This window comes from Methanolobus sediminis (genome assembly GCF_031312595.1).
GTDB classification, from domain to species: domain Archaea; phylum Halobacteriota; class Methanosarcinia; order Methanosarcinales; family Methanosarcinaceae; genus Methanolobus; species Methanolobus sediminis.
Window position 1 is genome coordinate 1,244,235 of record NZ_CP133592.1, and the last position, 23,851, is coordinate 1,268,085.

The 23,851-nt window shown below is 41.8% G+C and carries 25 protein-coding genes; 17 read left to right on the forward strand and 8 right to left on the reverse strand.

The features are described from left to right. Positions 1-31: 31 nt before the first annotated feature. Both atwA and RE474_RS06015 read right to left on the reverse strand, forming a co-directional pair. Entirely contained in the window at positions 32-1,642 is a 1,611-nt protein-coding gene (gene atwA, locus RE474_RS06010) for a methyl coenzyme M reductase system, component A2 (protein ID WP_309312060.1), read from the reverse strand. A 250-nt stretch (positions 1,643-1,892) separates the two neighbouring features. Continuing rightward, entirely contained in the window at positions 1,893-2,711 is an 819-nt protein-coding gene (locus RE474_RS06015) for an HAD family hydrolase (protein WP_309312061.1), read from the reverse strand. 109 nt (positions 2,712-2,820) lie between these two features. On the opposite strand from RE474_RS06015, the gene RE474_RS06020 reads away from it, so the two are divergent. The 6 genes from RE474_RS06020 (at position 2,821) to RE474_RS06045 (ending at position 7,742) form a co-directional block, all read left to right on the forward strand. After that, the gene (locus tag RE474_RS06020) at positions 2,821-3,546 is read left to right on the forward strand and encodes a matrixin family metalloprotease (protein WP_309312062.1); all 726 of its coding nucleotides are present in this window, start codon (positions 2,821-2,823) and stop codon (positions 3,544-3,546) included. After that, entirely contained in the window at positions 3,539-3,904 is a 366-nt protein-coding gene (locus tag RE474_RS06025; RefSeq protein ID WP_309312063.1) for a methylated-DNA--[protein]-cysteine S-methyltransferase, read from the forward strand. Before RE474_RS06020 ends, RE474_RS06025 begins: the two co-directional genes overlap by 8 nt. A 60-nt stretch (positions 3,905-3,964) precedes the next feature. Then, entirely contained in the window at positions 3,965-5,644 is a 1,680-nt protein-coding gene (locus RE474_RS06030) for an aldehyde ferredoxin oxidoreductase family protein (protein WP_309312064.1), read from the forward strand. Between the two features lie 212 nt (positions 5,645-5,856). Beyond that, a complete protein-coding gene (locus tag RE474_RS06035) occupies positions 5,857-6,240 on the forward strand; it encodes a translation initiation factor IF-5A (RefSeq protein ID WP_309312065.1) in 384 nt (127 codons plus the stop codon). A 40-nt stretch (positions 6,241-6,280) separates the two neighbouring features. Further along, the gene (gene speB, locus RE474_RS06040) at positions 6,281-7,150 is read left to right on the forward strand and encodes an agmatinase (RefSeq protein ID WP_309312066.1); all 870 of its coding nucleotides are present in this window, start codon (positions 6,281-6,283) and stop codon (positions 7,148-7,150) included. Between the two features lie 67 nt (positions 7,151-7,217). Continuing rightward, a complete protein-coding gene (locus RE474_RS06045; protein ID WP_309312067.1) occupies positions 7,218-7,742 on the forward strand; it encodes a GNAT family N-acetyltransferase in 525 nt (174 codons plus the stop codon). Between the two features lie 23 nt (positions 7,743-7,765). Here RE474_RS06045 and RE474_RS06050 read toward each other — a convergent pair whose 3' ends face one another. The 4 genes from RE474_RS06050 to RE474_RS06065 form a co-directional block, all read right to left on the reverse strand. After that, positions 7,766-8,296 (reverse strand): winged helix-turn-helix transcriptional regulator, encoded by a 531-nt coding sequence (locus RE474_RS06050; RefSeq protein WP_309312068.1) that lies wholly within the window; start codon positions 8,294-8,296, stop codon positions 7,766-7,768. Between the two features lies 1 nt (position 8,297). After that, positions 8,298-8,567, reverse strand: coding sequence for a hypothetical protein (locus RE474_RS06055; protein WP_309312069.1), 270 nt, complete (start codon positions 8,565-8,567; stop codon positions 8,298-8,300). Positions 8,568-8,618: 51 nt separating this feature from the next. Next, entirely contained in the window at positions 8,619-9,440 is an 822-nt protein-coding gene (locus RE474_RS06060; protein WP_309312070.1) for a hypothetical protein, read from the reverse strand. 157 nt (positions 9,441-9,597) lie between these two features. Next, positions 9,598-11,526 (reverse strand): PAS domain S-box protein, encoded by a 1,929-nt coding sequence (locus RE474_RS06065; RefSeq protein WP_309312071.1) that lies wholly within the window; start codon positions 11,524-11,526, stop codon positions 9,598-9,600. A gap of 160 nt (positions 11,527-11,686) precedes the next feature. Between RE474_RS06065 and RE474_RS06070 the strand changes: the two genes are divergently transcribed. The 6 genes from RE474_RS06070 (at position 11,687) to RE474_RS06095 (ending at position 18,837) form a co-directional block, all read left to right on the forward strand. Beyond that, positions 11,687-12,400 carry an HVO_0476 family zinc finger protein gene (locus RE474_RS06070; RefSeq protein ID WP_309312072.1) on the forward strand — a complete coding sequence of 238 codons (714 nt, stop codon included), beginning with the start codon at positions 11,687-11,689 and terminating at the stop codon, positions 12,398-12,400. After that, positions 12,367-13,026: a protein-L-isoaspartate O-methyltransferase gene (locus tag RE474_RS06075; protein ID WP_309312073.1), complete on the forward strand. Its 660-nt coding sequence runs from the start codon at positions 12,367-12,369 to the stop codon at positions 13,024-13,026. Before RE474_RS06070 ends, RE474_RS06075 begins: the two co-directional genes overlap by 34 nt. Positions 13,027-13,125: 99 nt before the next feature. Continuing rightward, the gene (locus RE474_RS06080) at positions 13,126-16,764 is read left to right on the forward strand and encodes a hydantoinase B/oxoprolinase family protein (RefSeq protein ID WP_309312211.1); all 3,639 of its coding nucleotides are present in this window, start codon (positions 13,126-13,128) and stop codon (positions 16,762-16,764) included. A 40-nt stretch (positions 16,765-16,804) separates the two neighbouring features. Further along, the gene (locus RE474_RS06085) at positions 16,805-17,293 is read left to right on the forward strand and encodes a bifunctional nuclease family protein (RefSeq protein ID WP_309312074.1); all 489 of its coding nucleotides are present in this window, start codon (positions 16,805-16,807) and stop codon (positions 17,291-17,293) included. A gap of 111 nt (positions 17,294-17,404) precedes the next feature. Beyond that, complete coding sequence (locus RE474_RS06090) at positions 17,405-18,112, forward strand: DUF1614 domain-containing protein (protein WP_309312075.1); 708 nt, start codon at positions 17,405-17,407, stop codon at positions 18,110-18,112. 305 nt (positions 18,113-18,417) lie between these two features. Further along, positions 18,418-18,837, forward strand: a complete 420-nt coding sequence (locus tag RE474_RS06095; protein ID WP_309312076.1) for a hypothetical protein — start codon at positions 18,418-18,420, stop codon at positions 18,835-18,837. Between the two features lie 14 nt (positions 18,838-18,851). Here RE474_RS06095 and RE474_RS06100 read toward each other — a convergent pair whose 3' ends face one another. Beyond that, a complete protein-coding gene (locus RE474_RS06100) occupies positions 18,852-19,067 on the reverse strand; it encodes a hypothetical protein (protein ID WP_309312077.1) in 216 nt (71 codons plus the stop codon). Between the two features lie 341 nt (positions 19,068-19,408). On the opposite strand from RE474_RS06100, the gene hisF reads away from it, so the two are divergent. Then, positions 19,409-20,230, forward strand: a complete 822-nt coding sequence (gene hisF, locus RE474_RS06105; protein WP_309312078.1) for an imidazole glycerol phosphate synthase subunit HisF — start codon at positions 19,409-19,411, stop codon at positions 20,228-20,230. A 29-nt stretch (positions 20,231-20,259) separates the two neighbouring features. Continuing rightward, entirely contained in the window at positions 20,260-20,547 is a 288-nt protein-coding gene (locus RE474_RS06110) for a MazG nucleotide pyrophosphohydrolase domain-containing protein (RefSeq protein WP_309312079.1), read from the forward strand. A gap of 16 nt (positions 20,548-20,563) precedes the next feature. Here RE474_RS06110 and RE474_RS06115 read toward each other — a convergent pair whose 3' ends face one another. Continuing rightward, on the reverse strand, positions 20,564-21,460 hold the full coding sequence (locus RE474_RS06115; RefSeq protein ID WP_309312080.1) for a cation diffusion facilitator family transporter: 897 nt from the start codon (positions 21,458-21,460) through the stop codon (positions 20,564-20,566). Between the two features lie 252 nt (positions 21,461-21,712). Here RE474_RS06115 and RE474_RS06120 point away from each other — a divergent pair, with 252 nt between their 5' ends. The 3 genes from RE474_RS06120 (at position 21,713) to RE474_RS06130 (ending at position 23,827) form a co-directional block, all read left to right on the forward strand. Then, entirely contained in the window at positions 21,713-22,696 is a 984-nt protein-coding gene (locus tag RE474_RS06120) for a DUF7490 domain-containing protein (protein WP_309312081.1), read from the forward strand. Then, positions 22,689-22,991 (forward strand): DUF8060 family membrane protein, encoded by a 303-nt coding sequence (locus RE474_RS06125; RefSeq protein WP_309312082.1) that lies wholly within the window; start codon positions 22,689-22,691, stop codon positions 22,989-22,991. Before RE474_RS06120 ends, RE474_RS06125 begins: the two co-directional genes overlap by 8 nt. A 128-nt stretch (positions 22,992-23,119) precedes the next feature. Next, entirely contained in the window at positions 23,120-23,827 is a 708-nt protein-coding gene (locus tag RE474_RS06130; RefSeq protein ID WP_309312083.1) for a class I SAM-dependent methyltransferase, read from the forward strand. The last annotated feature ends 24 nt before the right edge of the window (positions 23,828-23,851 follow it).

Here is a 23,851-nt window from a genome sequence, read left to right on the forward strand (position 1 = left end):
GTGCCAAACTCCTCCGTATATGTCTAAAATGTCATGTCTCTGCTGCTTCCATGCGCTCTTCTTCGGTAAGCTCTGCCAGAACAGCTTTTGGTTCACCGATACTGACAATCTTTCCATGCCTCATAAGAGCTACACGGTCACATATCTCTTCAAGGAAGTCCATATCGTGAGATACAATGACGAATGTGTCGCCCATCTTCTCACGTGCTTCCAGAATAGATTTTGTGACCTCTTTCTTTGTGAACGGGTCCATTGTTCCCGTTGGTTCGTCCATTATAATGATATTAGGTTCCTTCATCAGGATCTGGGCAAGTGCAACCCTGTGTCTTTCACCTTCACTAATCTCATCTGACATCTTTGATAATATAGATTTTGCCTTCTCTTCGGTAAATCCGGTCGCAATCAGCGTATTGATAGCTTTTCTGACAGCAAGCTCGTATGGAAGGTCAATTCCTATGGATTCAGTAAGATTGTCAATGATAGTCCTGTGTATGTAAAGACCATATTCCTGGTGCAGTATTCCCATGTACTTAACTGCACGTCCTCTGCATTCGGGTCCGGGCTTTTTCATATCGATCCATTCTTCACCGACACGTACCTGTACGTCACCGCTGGTTGGCGATACAATACCCATGAGAACTTCTGATGTTGTGGTCTTTCCGGCACCACTTGTACCTGCAAGACCGAAGATCTCTCCTTCTTTTACATCAAAGGAAATATCATTAACGGCGTAAACAACACCCCTGCTTACTGAAATGTACTTCTTCACAAGGTTGTCTACCTTTATAAGCGGATCACCTACAACAACGTCACACTTCTTTTCCACAGTGCAGACCATTTCCATGAACTCTTTTGCAACTTCAGAAGGTGCACCTTCCCTGACAATTGCACCATCTTCAAGAATAATAGCCTTGTCTGCAAGATCTTCAACTACCTCAGACCAGTGGGAAGTAATGACCATTGTCATGTTGTAGTCCTTTACTGCCTTTGCAATAACATCGTGGACTATGTCTGCGGTCCTTGGGTCAAGTGTACCGGTTGGTTCGTCGGCTATGAGAAGCATAGGGTTTCTTACAAGCTGACGGGCAAGTACTACTCTCTGTTTTTCACCACCACTAAGGTCACGTGCAACGTGCATCATACGGTGAGAGAGCTGAACCTTTTCCAGTAACTCCATTGCACGGGAAACAGCCGTCTCACTGTTAACACCGATCTCTGTCAGTGAGTTTACTACATTGGTTATGACCCTGTCATCACCATACAGCGCAAATGTACGCTGGAGCATGATTGCGATCCTCTTGGTAATCTCACGTCTGTCAGCATCATGTAAGGAAAGTTTAATGAAATCAGCTTCGAAAGGTTTGAGGGTATCACCACATATAGGACACTGTTGTCCTGCTTTACTTGGCGGCTCCATATGTCCGCACTTCTCACATCTTGCGAGATGGTAGATTACCTCTCCGCTAATACCTTCGTACTCTTCAACACCACGCAGGACGTGCATCAATACTGTTTTGCCTGAACCGCTCCTACCAAGGATACCGAGAACTTCTCCCTCGTTGATGGTCAGGTTTATATCTTTGAGAACTTTGACACCATCAAATTCAAGTGTCAGGTTTTTGACTTCAATGAATAATGCCATTTGATTTCCTCCGCCCAGGGGTGCATAGGAGTCCTGTTTCACTAATAATGATATGCATATCTACTCAAATTACTTAACGGTTTTGTAGACTGCGCACAAAACTAGCTCTGCTGGAACCCATGCAGACCTGATAACAAGTTTTTAGCGATCTTTTTTAAAGAATTACTGTTGGATTATTGAACTCAATACATAAACATAACGCATCTGCTTCGCGCTGTTAACTTCTAAAAACAGCAGCTACATATTGATTTTACGAAGTGACCGATTCATCAATATTCCTTATAATGTCCACTACATCGATGATATTGCCGATGATAATGTCCGCAGAATCCATCAACACCTGGGGACGCTCATCCCCTTGCTGCGAAGTTAGAATTCCAACATCGGCCGCCCTTAATGCAAGTATATCGTTCATGCCGTCGCCCACCATGATAACAATATCATGGTCATTTTTCAGGTTTTTCACAATACGTTCTTTATCATGCGTTGTGGCAACTGCGAAAACACGTTTCATGGGGATTGAGAGAGAAGAAGCAAGTACCTGAAGATTTTGGGCGTCGTCTCCTGAAGCTATGAAAATATCAACACCAAGTTCCCTGACAGTATTGATGGTCTCTAAAGTGCTGGAATACATCCTTCCGCCTGTGCTAAGAACATAAGGAACCTGAGATTCCAGGGAATCAACTACAAGACCTGCTGCAATATAGGAGATTTCAGGACAGCGGCCCTTCACGTGTGAAACCACATCATAGATATCCCTAACTTTTACATTATTCCCACGAATTATACTGTAAACATCTTCCAGTTTGAAAGGGCTGCTTGAACAACTTATTCCCAGAGGAACATTGTACATATCTATGAACTCACGAAGCTCAAGGTCAGGGGAACATTGCCATAATTCGTCAAAGCGGGTACGCAAAATCACAAGTGCCCTGTTGGCTTTCTCCGCAACTAAAAGAGTTGTCTGTATATCTTCCAGCACTGAGCCATTGCTCATGTCCTTTGCAACACGATACATATGTAACAGTGTCCCGGCACTGTCAAAGACAACAGCAACACGTTTTTTCATGAATTGTGATAGGATTCATCAAATATACGTTTACTCCTTTACTGCAGATTCATGGCAATACAGACTGCCAAATAACTAATAAGCAAACAGAAACTATTTCAGAACACCAATGAGCAGAACTAACTTGGCCATAAAGGTCCTGATAGTTATTATTTTGCTTGCTCTTGCTTTTGAGGGTATGCGACATACAGATAATAACGAACCGGTAATATTATCACAGCCCTGGGACCACAGACCCATTACAGTTTATATTGATGACACTGACGTACCGGAGCATTACAGCCCCACTTATAAAGAAGATGTATTGAATGCCATCAAATACTGGGAAAACGGAGGGAACGGACAGTTAGGGTTCCAGCCTGAGTTTCAGGTACTTGATACGGATAATGCTGACATACTGATAATGTGGGTGGATAATCTTGAAAAGGATGCAGGCTCAGCAGATGGGATTGCAGGATTTACCAGACCATATATCGTGAACGGACAATTTGAAAGAGTGGATATTGTTCTTGAAGCAGGAAATTACGAAGGTTATGCATGGCGACAATATGGCGACAGTTCCATGGAAGACATAGCAGCACATGAAATTGGACATGCACTGGGACTTGGGCACAGCAATGACAGAAACGACATCATGTATCCGAAATATGACCGCAGGGATAATCTCAATCCACTGCTCTTCAATTCCACTCGCTATGTGCTTCTGGCTCTGTTGATTGTAGCAGCCCTTATAGTTTCATATCATGGAACCGGGTGGCTCCGGTATAAAAAACAAAGAAAAAAACTGGAAGATGAGGTGTTCAGCAATCCTGAAGGAGAAAAGAAAAATGAATGATATGACTATCTTCCAGGCAATCCTGCGATATTTTGGCGGAGAAATCATTGATTTTTCAGACTGCGAAGTTGATCTTTCGGGACTCACACAATTCCAGCGTGAAGTCCTGGAAGAAGTGAGGAAGATCCCTTATGGTGAAACTATAACATATCAGGAACTTGCCTCTAGGGTTGGAAGAAATGGCGCTGCCAGAGCAGTGGGTTCCGCTGTTGCCAAAAACCCGTATCCGATAATCATACCATGCCACCGTGTTGTTGCATCTTCCGGCATCGGAGGATTTTGTGGTGAAACTTGTGGAGAGAAGGTTGAGCTCAAGAGAAAAATGCTTGAAATGGAAGCGAACTGCAAAAGAAAATAAATGATGAAAAAGATAATACATGCAGATGGTGGGTTGGAAGAAATACGCAGGGGGTTAAACATGTACGGATGGACTGGAAGAACAGTTATCATTGACCTGGGCAACAACTCGGTCACAGAAACAAGAACTAAAAAAGTGTATGCTGAGCAATTTATAGGTGGGCGTGGTCTTGGATGCAGACTTATGCAGGACTTTGCCAACCCTGAAATAGATCCGCTAAGCCCTGAAAATCCCCTTATACTTACCACCGGACCGCTTACAGGGACATCAGTCCCAATGTCCGGGCATTTTTCTATCACATGTAAGTCTCCGCTCACATCAACAATTTTCAGCACAAATGTTGGTGGCTATTTTGGAGCGGAACTCAAATTTGCAGGCATTGATGCCCTTGTGATAACAGGCAAAGCTGAAAAGCCTGTGTATATCAGTATCTACGATGATGAAGTGGAAATATTACCTGCTGAGCATCTCTGGGGAAAAAATACTGCTGAAACAACAACCCTTCTTGAAGATAAGGGAAAGGTTGCATGCATAGGTAGGGCCGGAGAAACTTTAGTCAGCATGGCAAATATCGTGAATGATCGCTTATATACCAGTGGTCGTGGCGGACATGGAGCTGTTGCAGGTTCAAAAAACCTCAAAGCTATCGTTGTCAAAGGCACTAATAAAATAGAAGTTGCAAAACCTGATGAGTTTGAAGAGATTGTTGAGAAGGCAAATAAACTGCTGATCGCAAGCCCTCCTGCTTCCAAAGGACTCAAAAAATATGGCAGTTCCGTAATTGCAGACCTTCTGAATTATATGGGAACCCTGCCAGCAATGAATTTCCGTGAAAAAAAATTCCATAATGCAGACAAACTTTCAGGTGAGGAACTCAACAATACTTTTCATTTAAAGGAAGCACCCTGTTACTCGTGCCCCATTGGTTGCAAGCGAACCGACCCGGATGGAAAACCTGTTCCTGATTATGATTCAATATGGGCTTTGGGATCGAACATCGGAAATGATGATATCCATCTTGTCAGGGAACTTGATAGTCTCTGCCTTGATTACGGACTGGATCCTATTTCTGTGGGAGCTGCAATTGCAGCTTATATGGAAATAAAGCCCTGGATCACAATGGAAAAGGTAAAAGAAATTACCATGGAGATAGGAGAAGGAACGCATTACGTGTGTAAAGGCACTCATGATTACCTACATTCCACTGGAAAAGAGGAATGTGACACCTCAGTGAAAGGTCTTGGAATCCCAGGATACGACCCCAGGGAAATCAAAGGTATGGCCATTGCCTATGCTACATCAAACACAGGCGGCTCACATTTAAGCGCATTTATGGCAGGTCCGGAGATAATGGGAAAACCCATGCTTCTTGAGAGAGACAAGTTTGATGGAAAAGCTGCTCTTGTGTTATATTTCCAGGACCTTACAGCAGTAATTGATTCCCTTGTGATGTGTCCGTTCACAATGCTTGCAGTAGGGGAAGTTGATTTTGCCTCAATGCTGAACAATCTGACCGGAGAGAACTATTCTGCCGAAGAACTGCTAAGAGTTGGTGAAAGAATATTCAATATGGAAAGAATGTTCAATCTAAAAGCAGGCATCACATCCGAAGATGACACGCTTCCTGAGAGATTCTTTGAGAATGGTGATATTGATAAAAGCGAGTTTGAAAAGACTATTCTGGACTATTACCATTTCAGAGGATGGAATGTTGAGGTATACCGGAAGAGAATACACTGAAAGAACTCGGGATTTACGAAGAAAAACACAAATCTGACTCTTCTGCGCAACAAGACATATGAGAAAGATATAAACACATTTATATCAGATTCTTCTATTATAACCTCCTATTAATGCGGAATCAAAGGTTAAGTTCATATATAGCATTAGAAGTTATACCCTTTAGACCTTTTAAGCTCATAAATAATTATTACGATTATGGAGGATTTTAAGTGAAAATACAAGTTGAAGTTAAAGAACTTAAAGAAGGCAAGTACGTCATCGTAGACGACGAGGCCTGCGTCATCAAGAGCATATCCAAGTCCAAGCCAGGTAAACACGGTTCAGCAAAGGCAAGAATCGATGTTATCGGACTTTTTGACAACCAGAAGAGATCAATTGTAGGTCCTGTATCTGACAAGATCTACGTCCCGGTCGTAGAGAGAAAGAACGCACAGGTCCTTTCAATTGCAGGCGATGTTGCACAGCTCATGGACATGGGCGACTTCTCAACCTTTGAAATGAAGATCCCTGACGAGTACAAGGAAAGGATAAAGGAAGGAGAAGAGGTTTCATTCCTCACTGCACTCGGCAAGATGAAGTTCGATCTCAGATGATCGAACCTAACTTTTCTTATCTTTTTTTATTACTAAATTTATGTTTTACAAACCTGATATGATGGATGCTTTTGCAGACTATGAGACTGCAAGGTATGTAATATTCGGTGTCCCTTTTGATGCTACATCATCATTCAGGCCAGGAAGTCGCTGGGCTCCTGATGCAATGAGGAAAGCCTCAGTGAATTTCGAAAAATATAACCAGCATTTCGATGTTGATTTTGAAGACCTGCTCATTCACGATATCGGAAATCTTGAGCCTTATTCTTCAGTTGACGAAACGCTCGAAGACCTGTATTATGCAGTCAGGCCCATTGTAAAAGACGGAAAAATTCCCATTATGATGGGAGGAGAACACTCTCTTACTTATTCATGTGTAAAAGCATGTGCAGAGGAAGCCGGTGAAGATATTGGCTTTGTTGTTATGGACGCACACTTCGACCTCCGGGAAGAATATGGAGGTATCAGGAACAACCATGCATGTGTATCCAGACACGTTCGCGATGATATCACAGATACCTATGTGACCATTGGTGTTCGTAGCGGACCCAAAGAGGAATGGGTATATGCTAAAGAGAACGGCATCAAATACTACACCGCAGACGATGTCCGTGAAATCGGAATAAAACAGGTAATTTCCGAGGTTAAAGAATATCTCGGTTGCAAGAAGATCTACCTGTCACTCGATATGGATGCAATTGACCCTGCATACGCACCAGGTCTTGGCACACCTGAACCTTTCGGACTTACAGACATTGATGTGCGTGAAGTTATACGTGCCCTGGCACCAATTTCCATTGGATTTGATGTTGTGGAAATCTCCCCGGAATATGATAACGGAATAAGCGCACTTCTGGGAACAAAACTTCTCAGGGAATTCATTGCTGCCCATGCTGCAAGTGAGAGATAAAACTACAGAAAATCAGGTATAAATTCCCGTCTTCACACTCATTTGTACTTAATATACCGGTGATCCTGTGAAAATTTCAATAAGGAATGCTGAAAAAGAAGATATTGAAGGGATAATGTGTGTTGAGCATAGGTCATTCCACACCAATATAGCTGAAAACAGCGACACTTTTCTGGAAAGAATAGAAAGCTTCTCAGACGGTTTTCTTGTCATGGTCATCGATGGAGAGATTGCAGGATATATTTCCTCGGAACTCTGGGATTATTCAGAGAACATAGAAACTGAAAAATTCGTTCTTGGACACAACATTACTGAAACTCACAGAAATGACGGGAAGGAACTTTACATATCATCCATCGCAGTTCTGAAAAAGTATCGCGGGAAAGGGTATGGTAATGCTCTTTTCTCAGAACTCGTTAGCAGGATCTACAGGAACTATGAAATATCAAGCATAATCCTCATGGTTTCTGTTAACTGGATAGCTGCAAGGAAAATCTATGAGAAGAATGGATTCAAGGAAATTCAGGTAATAAAATACTTTTTTGATGATGATGAGAAATCAGATGCGATCATCATGAGAAAACAAATGTGAGAGTTGGTTTTTAGTTTTAGTTTTTACTTGTGATTTACGGTGTCAAGTTCCCACATCTCAATGAAATTATCGAGCATACGGTCAAAGAAACTGCTTTTATAGGTGATTATCAGTTCTGTAATTTCCTCAGGGTTTATAACCTCAAAATTACTTTCCCTGCCATTTATAATTTTATTCACAACTCCTGATGCCACAAGTTTGTTAAGATGCCAGGAAACCGTAGATGGAGATAGACCAATGGCTGAAGAAATATCCTTATTATTCAGATCTGGATTTTCCATGAGAGTAATAAGAATATGCCTGCAGGCTTTTTTCCGAAGGAAAGACATGACCAGTCGGTCGTTTTCACTCAACTCTTTATCCCTTACAAAATAGCGGAGGAATTGTTCATCTTTTTGTGCTGAAATGATATTCTTTTTTTGCATGTAGTGAAGATGATACTGCAGGCTACCAACTGCTATACCAAGACTTCTTTCCAGTTCACGAAGATGAATTCCCGGTGAACTGCGGATGGTTTCAAATATCCTTTTGCGGGTTTCAAGCTCGAGTTCCATTTCAAACCTTCTCTTTTGTCACCATGGCAAAGAAAAATAACAACAGTACGACAAAATTGAGTATACTGCCCCATATCTCAAGAGTCTCTCCTATTGAAGGGAAAAATGACTCTGTTGAACCCATAAACCCCATCAGGAAATAAGCAAAAAATGCAGTTGTGACCAAAAGTAATTTTCTTCTGCGCTCCCTCATATACGCAGCAAGGGATATCGAGAAAAGGACTAATGCCAGAATACTTGATACCAGAACTATTATGTTGTCGATTTCCATATTGCGTTGCCACCTCTGTCAAAAACCAGAAAGAAAGACAGGGTCTTCCTTTCATTCAATGGTAATCTCCACAAGTTCAAGCACTTCGTCGCCACCGACAACAGCTTCCTCTTTAAGGATACCAATACCACTTGCATAGTACTTGTGTTCTTCAACTCCTGGCTCAAGGGGTGTCCACTCCTTTGTCTGCAGACAGTTATCGAATGAACCGTATTCCACTGTAACAGATGCATCAAGGCTCAGCACTTCGGCCATGTCTTCTGCTTCACCTTCATAGTATTCCTGCTGGTAGATATCACCAACCTGCGGATTAGCTTTCATAAGAATACCAGGTTCAGCTCCGTCAACACCTCCTTCCCAGGAGCCTGACGTGCCCACCAGTTCACCTTCATCATACTCTTTTGAATCCTCTCCAAAATACCAGACGTTGCCTTCATTGTCATTAGCAAACCAGTCGTATGTATCTTCCACAAGTTCACCATCTTCCCATTCCCTATCTCTGATAACCATGGTTGTTACACCCATTATCTCCTTGGTCTGGTCAGTGACATATATTTCAACCCTGATGTCCTCGCCATCAGATTCTCCCTCAAGGATGAATGTTGTACCAACTTCAAGAGGGAAATATGGGTTTGCAACAGGATTCGTGAAATCTGCAGGATCAATTACAGAACCAGACTCCCCCATAGTCTCAGTCATATTTTCTTCCATTGCAGCATCTTCTTCTGTATCTGCCATACTGTCAGGTGATTCTTCCAACATTGTGTCTTCAGATACTTCGTCCGGTGAAGACGTATCAGTGCAACCCGACATCGTTACAAGCGCCACTCCTACCAGAAGCACCACTAAATTTCGAAGTAATTTGGTCTTCATTTAAATCCTCCCTTTATCCTTTCCAGATGGAAAAGGTTCTTAAATCAAAATTCGGCTGGATTATATTAACAATTATGGTACAGCTATCGAATACTAGTACAAGCTTCGAACAATTGGAGGAGGAAGCATATAGTTCAAAGAAAAAGCTGTAAAACTGTTACAGATTCTGTGGGATTGTAAAAGTAAAAGTTGATCCTTCGTCCACCTTACTTACAAGAGAAATCTTTCCACCATGCATCTCAACAAGTTCTTTTACAAGGGAAAGACCGATGCCTACTCCACTATATCTGCGTGCATGTGACCAGTCAAGCTGGACAAAAGGTTCAAAAAATGTTTCCTGTTTATCTTCAGAGATACCTATCCCGGTATCAATTACCTGTACGTTTACATCATTGCCGGCCTTTTGGAAAATAACTTTTACAAAACCTCCTTCCTTATTGAATTTAATGGCATTCTCAAGCAAATTATGAAGAATAGCATTGAATTTGCATTCATCTGCAAAGATGGATTCAAGACCATGCTCTATCTCAAATTCAATCATAATGTTCTTCTTGGAAGCTATTGGTCGGAATATTTTTTCAAGTTCAACGACTGTCGACTGCAGATTAAATTTTATAATGTCGAGTTCACAGTTTCCAGCTTCAATCTCTGCAATATAGATAAGGGAATTTACGATTTCAAGAAGGCTGGAACCTGCCTCCTTGATACGGGTAAAATATTTTATTTGATCTTCGTTCAATTTTCCAGATAGCTCACTTAGTAATACATCAGAATAGCCAATTACAATATAAAGAGGGGTGCGGAGCTCATGGCTGATATTAGCCAGAAACTCACATTTTGAATTGGAAGCGTTTTCTGCAAGTACTTTTGCCTCTGTCAACAGATTCTCGGCAAGCTTGCGCTCAGTTGTATCCACACAAAGTGCCAGAAGTTTTTTTTCATCCAGCATGACGGCTTCTATCTGAATATAGAAATCAGTGCCATCCTTTTTCAGGAACAAGAACTCTCCAGAAGCTTTGCCTTCTGTTTCTACCCTCAGAAAATGATCTGTAGTTTCAGATACAGATTCAGGACTGCACAGATCAATGATGTTCATGCCCATGAGTTCTTCAACAGAATATCCTGTCAGGTTGCAGGCAGAAGGATTGACATCCAGAAGCATACCAAAAATGTCAGTTACAAAAATAGGATGAGGTGAATTGTCAACGTATGTGCGGTATTTTTCCTCACTTCTCTTAAGACGTTGCTGAGATGTCCTTATATCGGTTATATCAAGCACGCTGCGCATATAAAAAGGAACACCTTTACTAGTATAGAGGAGATTTGCATGAATCAGGACATGCACAAAATATCCGGACTTATGGACGTACCTTTTTTCAATCTCAAACGAATCAATATCCCCATCAAGCATTCTATTTAGCATATTGGATTCTGTTCCGTTTTCATCGGGGTATGTGATATCCATACACTTCTTTGAGAGGAGTTCATCCCTTGTATAGCCCACAATCTCGCAAAACCTGTCGTTAACTTTCAGGAAAGTTCCTTCTGTCGTCGTGTAGGCAATTCCTACTGCTGATTGCTGAGAAGCAGCATTAAAAAGGTCTTCATCGTCCCAATTCAGATATTCAGGCACATGATTATTAACATTGGAATTTTGTTTTTGGATTTTTGGCTGCCTGTTAACCACATTATTTAGTTTCTGCCCCTTGTTGATGAGAGCTTTCAGATAAGAAATAGTAGTATCATTATCAAAAGGTTCTTCAAAATAAGCATCAGCCCCTGACTCAATGAGTTTCACTATATCGTTGCTGGAAAAAGCAGTACCAACGAAGGCCAATGGTATAAAGTGGTATTTATCGGAGAATTTTACCTGCTGAGATACCTGATAAGCTCCCTGATCATTGAAAGACACATCAATAATGATAAGGGCCGGTATTAATGTATCAAGTTCTGTCATAATGGAATTATATGGATTAACATCGACCACATCAAAATACTTCTCAAGAATACTCTTGAATGGACTTTTATTATCTGGCCCATTCCTGACAATAAATATCAAAGGTCTCAATAAACCATCATTCCACATAAGTAATTATACACAACTAGTATATTTTATGGATAGTTCGTATATAAAAATTCAATTGATACATATTAATAGATTCCAGCCACTTAATCAATTATTGTTAGTAATACAGATTGATGTAATACAAACTGATTATTTTCATAAATCATAGTATTGAATCGTTTTGACAGATGCAGTCACAGATAATTATTTACATACTCCAGACAATGACATCATTGAGAGTATGAACGACGAAGTTGAAGTTGTATGTCCGGTATGCTCACCAAAAATAGCAGTACCGCATGATGTATTAAAAGGAGGACAGAACCCTGTCGTCCAGTGTCAGGAATGTGAAAATGTCCATCCTACTAAGATAGAGAAGGTCAAAACGTTCAATGTCAAAGTAATAATCAACAAAGGTGAAGAGTCTTTCACACAGATAACCCTACTGACATCTGAAGAAGATGTATCTGTGGATGATGAAATAATTGTAGATGACGGAGAATCCGATGAAGTATTCCCTGTGCTGATAACCGCTATTGAATCCGGTGAAAAGAGACTCCAAAAAGCCAATGCGTCTGAGATTACCACAATATGGGGCAGAGCTATTGACGAAGTTGTGGTAAAGATCGCAGTGCATCGTGGCAGGAATACTGAAGCAATGCACAAAAGAGTGCCTGGTGGATATGAGTTTATCATCGGTCAGGAAGAAACTGTTGATAAAACAAAGATTCGTATTAAGAAAATAAAGATACGGGATGGAAGCCTTGAATCTAAAACAGGCACCGCAGTTGCGGCAAAATTCATAAAGAGAGTATTTGCAGAAGAAGTGCAGAGAAAGAGCTGGGGAGATGGAAAAACCCAATGGAGTATGAAAGGGAAAGGAAGAAGCTGGTAAATTCTCTAAGAGAATACAACATATCTGAAAAAACACTTAATGCAATGAAAAAGGTGCCAAGACACCTTTTCGTACCTTCAGTTCAAATAGCGAACGCCTATGTTGACCATCCTTTGCCCATAGGCTACGCACAAACAATATCAGCACCACATATGGTGGCTATGATGTGTGACCTTCTTGATCTTCAGGAAGGACTAACAATACTTGAGATAGGTGCCGGTTCCGGTTACAACGCTGCAGTAATGGCAGAGATAATCGGTTCAAAGGGAAAAATCTATTCTATTGAAAGGCTTGAAAAGCTTGCTGTTTTTGCGCAGGATAATCTGAAAAAAGCAGGTTACTCCAATGTTGAGGTCATATGCGCAGACGGTTCTCTGGGCCTTCCCGAACATGCACCCTACGACCGTATATGCGTGACTGCATCTGCTCCATGCACTCCACTACCTCTCATAGAGCAGCTTAAACCAGGTGGAATTATGGCAATTCCTGAAGGAAAAGCATACCAACGCCTCTACCTTATCAAAAAGGATATGGAAGGAAATATCATAAAAGAGGATCGTGGCGGAGTGATATTCGTACCCCTTGTAGGAGACCATGGTTTCAACATGCTTTGTGGTGACAGATAATATAATGCAGCATCCAGGGCAAAAATATTTTTATTGAGATGAGTTCATTTAGCGTAGCATATTTTATAAAATTACAAATCGCTCATTGATGGAAATATGATGACCCCAATCAACAAAAAATGGCAATTCTGGATAGATAGGGGAGGCACATTCACTGATGTTGTTGCCCGCAAACCTGACGGACAATTGATTGCCCACAAACTACTTTCAGTTGACCCCGAACATTATACCGATGCTGCAATTCATGGTATCAGGACTATTCTCGGCTTGGGTTCTGAAGATGTACTCCCAACTGAGGACATCGCTTCCATCAAAATGGGAACCACCGTGGGAACAAACGCATTGCTTGAACGTAAAGGTGAGCCTACTGCGCTGGTAATTACCAGAGGTTCCAGGGATGCACTCAGAATAGGATACCAGAACAGGCCTGACATCTTTGCCCTGAAGATCGAGCTTCCGGATCTGCTTTATGATGAGGTAATCGAAATAAATGAGCGATACAGTGCATCCGGTGAAGAATTAGAAGCTGTAGATACTGAAAATGCACGATTGGAACTTGAGAGAATATACCGATCAGGAATACGTTCCATTGCCATCGTACTGATGCATGCTTACAGATATCCGGAACATGAGATCCAGCTTCATGATATTGCAGAGGAAATAGGATTTACCCAGATATCACTTTCACACGAGGTCAGTCCGCTCATGAAATTCATAAGCAGTGGTGAAACCACGGTTGTGGATGCATATCTTTCCCCGGTGCTCAAAAGATATATCAATATGATAACTGCCACCCTTGAAGCCGGAGGTAACAATACAAAACTCATGTTCATGCAGTCAAGCGGTGGACTTGTAGAAGCAAGCCAGTTCAGAGGCAAGGACTGTATTCTATCCGGGCCTGCCGGTGGTATTGTAGGAGCTGTGGAAACTTCCAGGAAAGCAGGTTTTGATAAAATTGTCACTTTTGACATGGGCGGTACTTCCACAGATGTAGCTCACTACAATGGAGAGTACGAGAGGAGTTTTGAGACGGAAATTGCCGGTGTTCACCTCCGCTCACCCATGCTTTACATTCATACCGTTGCAGCAGGTGGAGGTTCTATCCTTCATTTCGATGCAGGAAGATTCAGGGTCGGACCGGATTCCGCAGGGTCTGAACCCGGGCCTGCATGTTACAGGAAAGGCGGGCCTCTCACAATTACAGACTGTAATCTGATGCTTGGCAAAATTGACCCAAAGCATTTCCCGCATGTTTTCGGACATGACGCAGACATGCCGCTTGATTCCGAGCTTGTTAAAAAGAAGTTTTCTGCTCTGGCACAAGAAGTCAGCGAATTTACCGGAGAGAATCACAGTGCTGAGCAGGTTGCCGAAGGTTTCCTGAAAATTGCTATTGAAAATATGGCAAATGCCATCAAGAAAATATCCATCCAGCGCGGCTATGATACTAAAGAATACGCCCTTTGCTGCTTTGGAGGAGCAGGTGCGCAACATGCCTGTGGTGTTGCAGATGCACTGGGAATAAGTAAGATATTGATACATCCCCTGGCAGGTGTGCTTTCGGCTTATGGAATGGGACTTGCAGACCAGAGAATAATGAAAGAGCAGGCCATAGAGACAAAACTTGAAAGTGGCCTGATCGAAGAGCTCCATGGTGTTGTTGCCGAGCTTGAAAGAACCGGCAGGAAAGAGATGGTAATGCAGGGTGTTGCAGATGAGGATATAAGTGCACTGCACAAGGTTCATGTAAAGTATAAGGATGCAGGAACTTCTATTATTGTTGATTTTGGCTCTGAAAGTAAGATTAAAAGTACCTTTGAGAATGAACACAAAAGCCGTTTTGGTTTTGTAATGGAGAACAAGGAGCTCTTCATAGAAGCAGTTTCTACGGAAATAATAGGTTCCGGGGAGAAAATGCAGGATGGTTCTCTTTCTAACAGTTCGCTTTCAGGAGGGGAAGAAAATACAGGGTTGCTTGAAACGACAATGTACACTTGTGGTGGATTCCATAAAACACCTGTTCACAGACGAGAGGAACTAAAAGATGGTGGAAATGGAATCACCGGGCCGGCTGTGATCGTTGAAACTAACACAACTGTAATAATCGAACCCGGATGGAAAGTAGAACTCAGAAAAGGTCAGGAATTAGTGCTTGAAAGGGTTGTTCCCCTGCCTAAGAGAGAATCGGTAGGAACCGAAGCTGACCCTGTGATGCTTGAGATATTCAATAACAGGTTCATGTCCATTGCACAGCAGATGGGGTATACTCTCCAGAATACTGCCTATTCAGTTAATATCAAGGAGAGACTTGATTTTTCATGTGCGGTTTTTAACAGGAAAGGAGATCTGATAGCCAATGCACCTCACATACCTGTGCATTTGGGTTCCATGGGAGAGAGTGTCAAGGCGATGATCAGGAAGTTTCCTGATATGGAAGAAGGTGATGTTTTCATGCTGAATTCTCCGTTTGAGGGTGGAACGCATCTGCCGGATATTACGGTCATAACTCCTGTATTCCATGATGGAGATGTTGAGTTCTATGTAGCTTCAAGGGGACACCATGCCGATATTGGAGGAGTGACGCCGGGATCGATCCCTCCTGAGAGCAGGCACATTGAAGAGGAAGGTGTGATTACCGGAGGAAAACTTATTGTTGCTGACGGGAAATTCCTTGAAGATGAGGTTGCAGAGTGGCTGAATTCGGGAAAATATCCTGCGCGAAATCCGTTCCAGAATATTGCTGACCTGAAGGCACAGGTAGCTGCAAATGAGAAAGGTGTAAGAGAGCTTTTGAAGCTTGTTGAGCACTTTTCAATGGAAACTGTACAGGCATATATGCAGCATGTGATGGATAATGCTGAAGAATCTGTCAGAAGGGTTATTGAAGTTTTAAAAGACGGAGAATACTCACTTTCCTTTGATGACGGGACTATTGTATCTGTAAAAGTTAGTATTGACCATGAGAACAGGGAAGCTCATATTGACTTTACCGGCACTTCAGGACAGCATATTGGAAACCTGAACGCTCCTGTTGCGGTTTGTAAGGCTGCTGTGCTCTATGTTTTCAGATCACTTGTTGACAGGGACATTCCACTTAATGAAGGCTGTATGAGGCCGCTCAGGATAACTATTCCCGAAGGCAGTATTCTGAACCCTGAATATCCTGCGGCTGTGGTGGCCGGAAATGTTGAGACCTCGCAGTATATCGTTGATTCACTTTTCGCAGCTTTAGGAGTTATGGCAGGCTCTCAGGGGACCATGAATAATTTCACTTTTGGAGATGAGGAGTTCCAGTATTATGAGACCATCTGTGGTGGTTCCGGTGCAGGAGAAGGATTTGACGGGACCAGTGCTGTGCAGACCCATATGACAAATTCAAGGATCACTGACCCGGAGGTCCTGGAATGGAGATTCCCGGTGAGGGTTGAGGAGTTTTCCATTCGTGAAGGTAGCGGTGGGGATGGGGAATATCGTGGAGGAGAGGGTGTTGTCAGGAAGATAAGGTTCCTGAAACCTATGAGAGCTGCTATTATTTCCAGTCACAGGAAGTTTGCACCACAGGGATTGAATGGTGGTGAGAATGGACAGATCGGAAGAAATTACATCATCAGAACCGGAGATTCACAGATAGAGGAACTTGGTGGCAGGGACATCACGGAGATGAACGAAGGTGATGTTTTCGTTATTGAAACTCCCGGAGCAGGTGGTTTTGGCACACGAATGAAAAGAAAGAGTTAAGTAAGGATAATAATTAAACATCTGTGGGCTTAGGGAAATATTGCGAAAAGGGAAGGCTGTTGTTAATAATATGGACACTGGAAGCGACATAAAGGAAGTTACCGTAAAGGGTGTTTACATGATAAACATCTTTGGCAGGGCTGTGCCTGCGGTGATGCTTGAGGATAAGGAGGGAATGATAATGCCGATACATATAGGACAGTCTGAGGCTTTGTCTATCAGTTCGGTGATGAAGAATGAGACGATGCCAAGGCCCATGACACATGATCTTATTGTTTCCATACTTTCAAGGCTTGAGGCCGAGGTTGAGAGGATCCTGATAGATGAAAAGAAAGACAATATCTATTATGCCAGGATGACCCTGAAAAAGGATGGCAATAGCATGGAATTCGATGCAAGGCCAAGTGATTGTATCGCAATCGCCCTCCGTAATAATGCTCCTATTCTGATAAGCGAAGATGTGTTTAACGAAGATGCTATCAGTAAGGAGAATTTTACAGGTTCAAAGGCGATCACAGGATTTGCCTGAGCTTTAGTTTTCTGGATTTTAGATTTTCAGAGATATTGCAGTTATATTCATTCTTTGCTTTAAGATCAAAAACCCACAAAAAGTATATACTGAGAATTAGGACATTATGCTATGAGGCATCGGATATTCTATAATCCTTTTACGTTTGTTTTCACTATCATACTAGCCTTTGTGCTGGCGTTTAGCATTTCCGTGCTCTTTTACGGGCTGGTTAGCAGCGCCTTCAGTAAAATCGGCTTCTCATGGAACGATGCTCTTATCCTGCTTCTTGCATCTCTTATTGGAAGCAGCATCAATATCCCTCTTAAAACCCTTGAAACTGAAACACCGATCGAGAATAGCAAGTATGTCAAGATCTTTGGTGTTTCATACAGGGTGCCTTTCAAGGAAACTCACAAAACCAGGACAACAATAGCCATTAACGTAGGCGGTGCCCTTATACCAACTATCGTTTCCATTTACCTGCTGAGACTTTTCCCCGGTTCTGCAATCGAGGTCCTCTACGCAACCCTGATAGTTGCCTTCATCACAAAAGCAGTCGCAAGACCTGTAAAAGGTGTGGGAATCGTTTCCCCTGCACTTCTCCCGCCAATTGCCGCTGCCCTGAGCTCCATTCTGATAGTCTACTCCACCGGCATCCAGCACGACCTCATCTTCGCAGTAGCCTACATCAGCGGCACCCTTGGAACCCTCATCGGAGCCGACCTGCTGAACATGCGCGCAATCACAAAGCTTGGTGCGCCTGTGGTCAGTATTGGCGGCGCTGGAACTTTTGATGGTGTGTTTTTGGCAGGGGTTATTGCGGTGCTGTTGGTGTAATATGAAAATTAAGAACTAAGAAGATTGCTCACAGCCGCTTCCATCAACCTTTCCCCATCCTCCTACGCCTGCCTTATATCAGATTCAAGCCGGTCGCAGAGTCCCATAAGCTGATCTACCTTGGCTACGATACGCTTTTGTTCTTCGAGATTTAGTCTATTTCTGCTCATTACTTCTTGCATTACTCTTTAATGAGGAATATTGTAAGATATAAAAATACACATTGTGACTAATTATAAATAATTACAACAAATATTCAATATGTAGGACATCAATAAATACATATCCTGCATTAAGGTGAAAAAGTGGACCAAGAGAATAAAACTAAGGCAATCACAATAGCCTATTTCCTATTAATCATAACTTTATCCTTTTTCCCATCAATCGAACCATTTTACACAATTACTAACGATGATCAATACGCACACGAAATCACCACAAGCATTACCAGTGAAAATGGAGAGTATTCATGGCAGAGATATTACCAACTTCAACCGGGAGAAACAATAGAAATTAAAAAACCTGTCAGTCTCATAATAAAATGGATAGACCCTTTCAGAGAGGAAGACATATTTTACTCATCATCAGACTACACATATATGGTGGCATCTGAGGGAAAAGAGGTCTACGATCATCTTCAGCCTGCAATTTCAACCTGTGTTATCTTTGAACTGTATAATGAAAGTGAAGAGTTTGAAATCGAGTATGTTGCAACACACTATTGATCAACTGAAAAACTTTAACTCACTTTTCTTTCCAGAATCAAATTCTCATAGATAAACTGGATGAAAATGGCAAGTAACACCATGGGTAGGCCGCCAATAATAATAGCCAATATTTTCAGTATGAGACTGTCTGAGTTCCACAAAAGATGCACAGCAAGAAGCCAGAGAGTAACGAACATTGAAACGAAGAGTGCAGAGATAATTGCTACGGCAAAGCTATCTCCTCCCATATAAGGATAAAAGAATAAAAACAAAAGAAGAAAGAAACCTAATAGTACATAATACCAGTTTTTATTAGGCATTCTTTTGTGGCTATTAATATAACGACACATTTGTAAGAAAGATACTATAATGTCATATAAATTTTACTTGTGGTATTGTGATAAGTACAATAATTAGTACTACATGTTTAGAAGTATAAGAAGTTGCGGCTCTGTATTTCTAATTAACCAATATTTGACCCCACAACAAGTATTAAATAAAAACTCGATGTCTTCTTATTAAATACAGCATCTGCCAATCTGTCGGCAGAAACAAATAATCAAATGCAGTGAAAGGGACAAAGTCATACATGCTTACAAAAAGGATCATACCATGTCTTGACGTTACGCTTGATGAGGAAGGCGGAACCGTTGTCAAGGGAATAGAATTCGTAGACCTGAGAAAAGCAGGAGATCCTGTGGAACTCGCCAAGAGATATAATGAGCAGGGTGCTGATGAGCTTGTATTCCTTGACATTACCGCATCCCATGAAGGCAGAGGAACCATGGTCAAGGTCATCGAGAGAACTGCAAACGAAGTTTTCATTCCACTTACAGTAGGCGGCGGAATAAACTCCATCGAGGACATACGCCAGATCCTCAGGGCAGGTGCCGACAAGGTATCCATAAACACAGCAGCCGTGAAGAATCCTGATCTTATTAAGGAATCATCGGAGATATTCGGTGCCCAGTGCATCGTCACAGCAATCGACTGCAAACGTAACCTTGATGTTGAAAACAATCCTGACAAGACCATCCTTGAACTTGAGGACGGTACCCCTGCATGGTATGAGGTTGTTATCTACGGCGGCAGGCAACCAACCGGAATAGATGCTGTCCAGTGGGCAAAGAAAGTAGAGGAACTGGGTTCCGGCGAGATACTTCTTACAAGCATGGATAAGGATGGAACCTATGACGGTTTTGATATCCCTATCACAAAGAAGCTTTCAGAGGAACTCGAGATCCCGATCATCGCATCCGGCGGAGTAGGTAATCCCGAGCACATGTACGAAGGCTTCACAAAAGGAAAAGCCGATGCAGCACTTGCAGCAAGTATATTCCACTTCGGAGAATACACCGTCAACGATGTCAAAGAGCATCTCAAAGAAAAGGGCATTCCTGTAAGGCTTTAAAATCCAGCTAAATTTTCAGGAGACAAGACATGGAAATCTCTGAATTCCAAAAACGTATGTACGACCTTTACGCCCACAACGACAGGAGAAGAGGTGCAGCTGCAACAACGCTCTGGCTTGTGGAGGAGATAGGAGAACTTGCGGAAGCTATCCGCAGGGAAGACATGGATAATATCAGGGAAGAGCTTGCAGACTGTTTTGCATGGATAGGAGCCCTGGCAAACCTCTATGATATCGACCTTGAAGCTGCATTTCTGGAAAAATATCCGGACCATTGTCCTACATGCAAACAAAATCCGTGCATCTGTACGGACTGAAAAACATTGACATTAGTTACATGTCAGGTTCGCAATGGATGTACAGTATACTGTCCATTCCGAACTTTGCACGTAACCTATTCTCAACTTCAGTGCATATGTTATGAGCTTCGATAAGACTTAGATCTTTATCTACCTGAATATGTACATCAGTTGCTATGTTACTACCTATCTTTCTTGCTTTGAGCTTGTGGAAGTCCCTGACGCCTTCAGTCGACACAATAATATGACTTATCTCATCAACAATATCAATATCCGGAGCTGCTTCGGTAAGTTCATTGATGTTTGCATAAGAGATTTCAAATGCGACCTTGAATATAAAATAACTCAGTATGACCGCTGCTAAAGGGTCAAGAATTACCCATCTGCCCCCGAGGATCATTGCTCCGCCGATGCCTATCATTGTTCCCACAGAAGAAAATGCGTCTGAACGATGATGCCATGCATTTGCAATCATCGCATCGCTTTTTATAGACCTGCCGGCACTCAGTGTGTAGCGGTATAAACCTTCTTTTGTAAGAATAGATACTACTGCAGCAATAAGGGCAATAGCTCCGGGTTGTTCAAGGTTGCCACCACCAGCTACAAAAAGTATCTTGCTCATACCACTCTGCAATATTTCAAAACCAATTATAAAAAGAACTATGCCTACAAAGGCCGCGCAAAGAGTTTCGATCTTTCCATGACCGTAATGATGATTGTGGTCAGCAGGTTTTCCGGCAGCTTTGAGCCCGAAAATTACCACGATATCAGTAATAAAATCAGAAAATGAATGGACAGCATCAGCAATCATTGCCGAACTGTGTCCCGTTATTCCGGCAATGAATTTGAAAAGTGTCAGGAAAATATTAAAGATCATCCCATTTGTAGTCACTTTTACTGCAGTTTTGCTTCTTCCGTCACTATTCTGCATAATTATGCGTCCCTTTTATGTAAATAGAGTAGAATTGAAGTCTATTTAAGCTTTTGCAACTCTTTTGATCCCCATAATCTTTTAAAATGTCCTTTAATCCTTATTTGCCCCTCTAATATGTATATATTCAAAATGATATTTTGCGAACCTATATTGAGAAGGTTAACAAAAAAAGCCACATTCTATTTTTTTCTGCGAACACCCAATAATATTTAAATAGTAACGTTTTGTAGTATCATGGGAGAAACATCAATGAAACAGAAAGAGAACAGTATACGTTTCATTCTTATTCTAATTATTATCGCCTTTTTCACAGTCTCCAGCGGATGCCTGCGTGACTTCGGTGAACAAAAAGGCTCTAATTTGGGGGTAAGAGACGTTGAGATATCAGCAGACAGTGTCAAAAGCACTTATGTCTGGCTCAATGTGACCACTTACGTAGAGAACATGGGTTCTGACAGTGACAGTAATGCAAGCGTTGTCCTGAAAATATTCAACAAAAATACCGGACTTCTTGAGAAGAAACAGGAAGCAAGGATAGGACCAATAGAACAATGGGAAACAAAGGCTGTTAGCCAGAGTATAAGCCTTCTGAAAAGTGGGGACTACCGTATCAGTACAACCATCATGGATGATGGGAAACTGAACTATGAGAGGTGGATGACACTTTCAGGACTCGATACCCTGCAGAGCGACATGCAGGATACCGGCATCCAGATAGAAACTATTGATTTCCTGGTGCGAGAAACAAGCTCCAAAGGAGTTGTCATCCAGAATGACATTTATCTCAAGAACGAAGGAATTGAAACTTCCAGGGATTATCGCATACTGATCAAGGCACGGGAAATGGATGCACGCCTTGTTGCAGATAAGGAATGGATAAGCTCCGGGGAGATAGAACCGGAAGAAACAGTCATCAGAAGCGTTAATCTTACGGTTCCTGCCGGTTACAACTATGCTGTGGAGATAAGTGTATGGGATGGCAACACCATTGTCAAGACCGACGAGGATTATGTGCAGCTAAACCCGGAAAAAGTGATTGACAGGGACCAGCTTGTGCAGAACAAGAATATCAATACAGCCGACTTCCTTGTGGAAGAGGAAGAGGACTACAATTGGGATTATGCTGTTGCCGAAGAGACAGCAGAGGAAGAGAGTCCAGGATTTACAGGTTCGTTTGCAGTAATTGGTATTATAACAGCACTATACCTGGTGAGGAGGAGATTACATGAGTGAGGAAAATGAAAGTGTAGAAGTGAAGGAAGAGATAGTAAGTTTTACTCCTAAAAGAGAAAAAAAGGAGAAGAAAGAAAAGACGGCTCAGGAACATTTCAGGAATGGGATGCTTGCACTTGTAGGCATTATCATTGCTCTCGCAACGCTTCAGTTGTATTTTTCAGTTAGTGAAATAATCAGCATGTGGTTTGAATATCAGTACAGACCAATCTTCAGATCACTGTACTATCTGGTAGTCATCATTGCCGGACTTCTTGTACTTAATAGATTTTTCCTGAAAAAGGAAAAGAACTGATTTCTTTTCCTCTCTTTTCTTATTTAATCCTCACTTTTCTGCTAATATTACCAGTTTCCTAATCAATTTGATCTACCAACAATTAATTATTTATTTAAAAGATATAAGAGGACACAGAAGGAATACCTATGAAAGAATTACCTGAATGGTATTACGATGAATTAATCCAGATAGGAACGGATTACGGAAGTGAAGAAGAGGTTCTGAACTACGACAGGAAAATGGCAACCATCCGCAACATTGCAGAAGAAGCTAAAAACATGTGTGAACTCATCGATATCCAGCCAGATGATGAGATTCTGGAAATCGGATGCGGAACAGGTGAATTTTCTATTGAGCTTTCAAAGCATTGCAAACTGGTAACTGCATTGGATATTTCACAGATGATGCTTGATTTTGCAGAGAAAAAAGCAAAGTCAAAACAGAGAGACAATGTCAAATTCATCAAGGCAGGATTTCTGACATTTGACCCAGAAGAGACGAAATATGATGCTGTTGTAACTCAGCTTGTACTACACCACCTGCCGGACTTCTGGAAACTTATAGCTCTGAAGAACATCCACTCAATGCTTAAAAGAGGAGGAAAGTTCTTCCTGAAAGATGTAGTCTTTTCATCAGAGATTCCTGATTTTGATGTTTATTTCTTGCAGATATTCCAGAATATACCACCTGAATCAGGAGATGAGATAGTCAGTGAAATGAAACTTCACATCAAGGAAGAATACTCCACATTCGACTGGGTCATGAAAGGACTAATCGAACAGGCAGGTTTTAGAATTGAGGAATTTGACCATCAGAATGGTTTCATGGCAACCTACCTTTGTATCAAAGAGTGATTTTTTTGAAAGAATGGGAGAGGG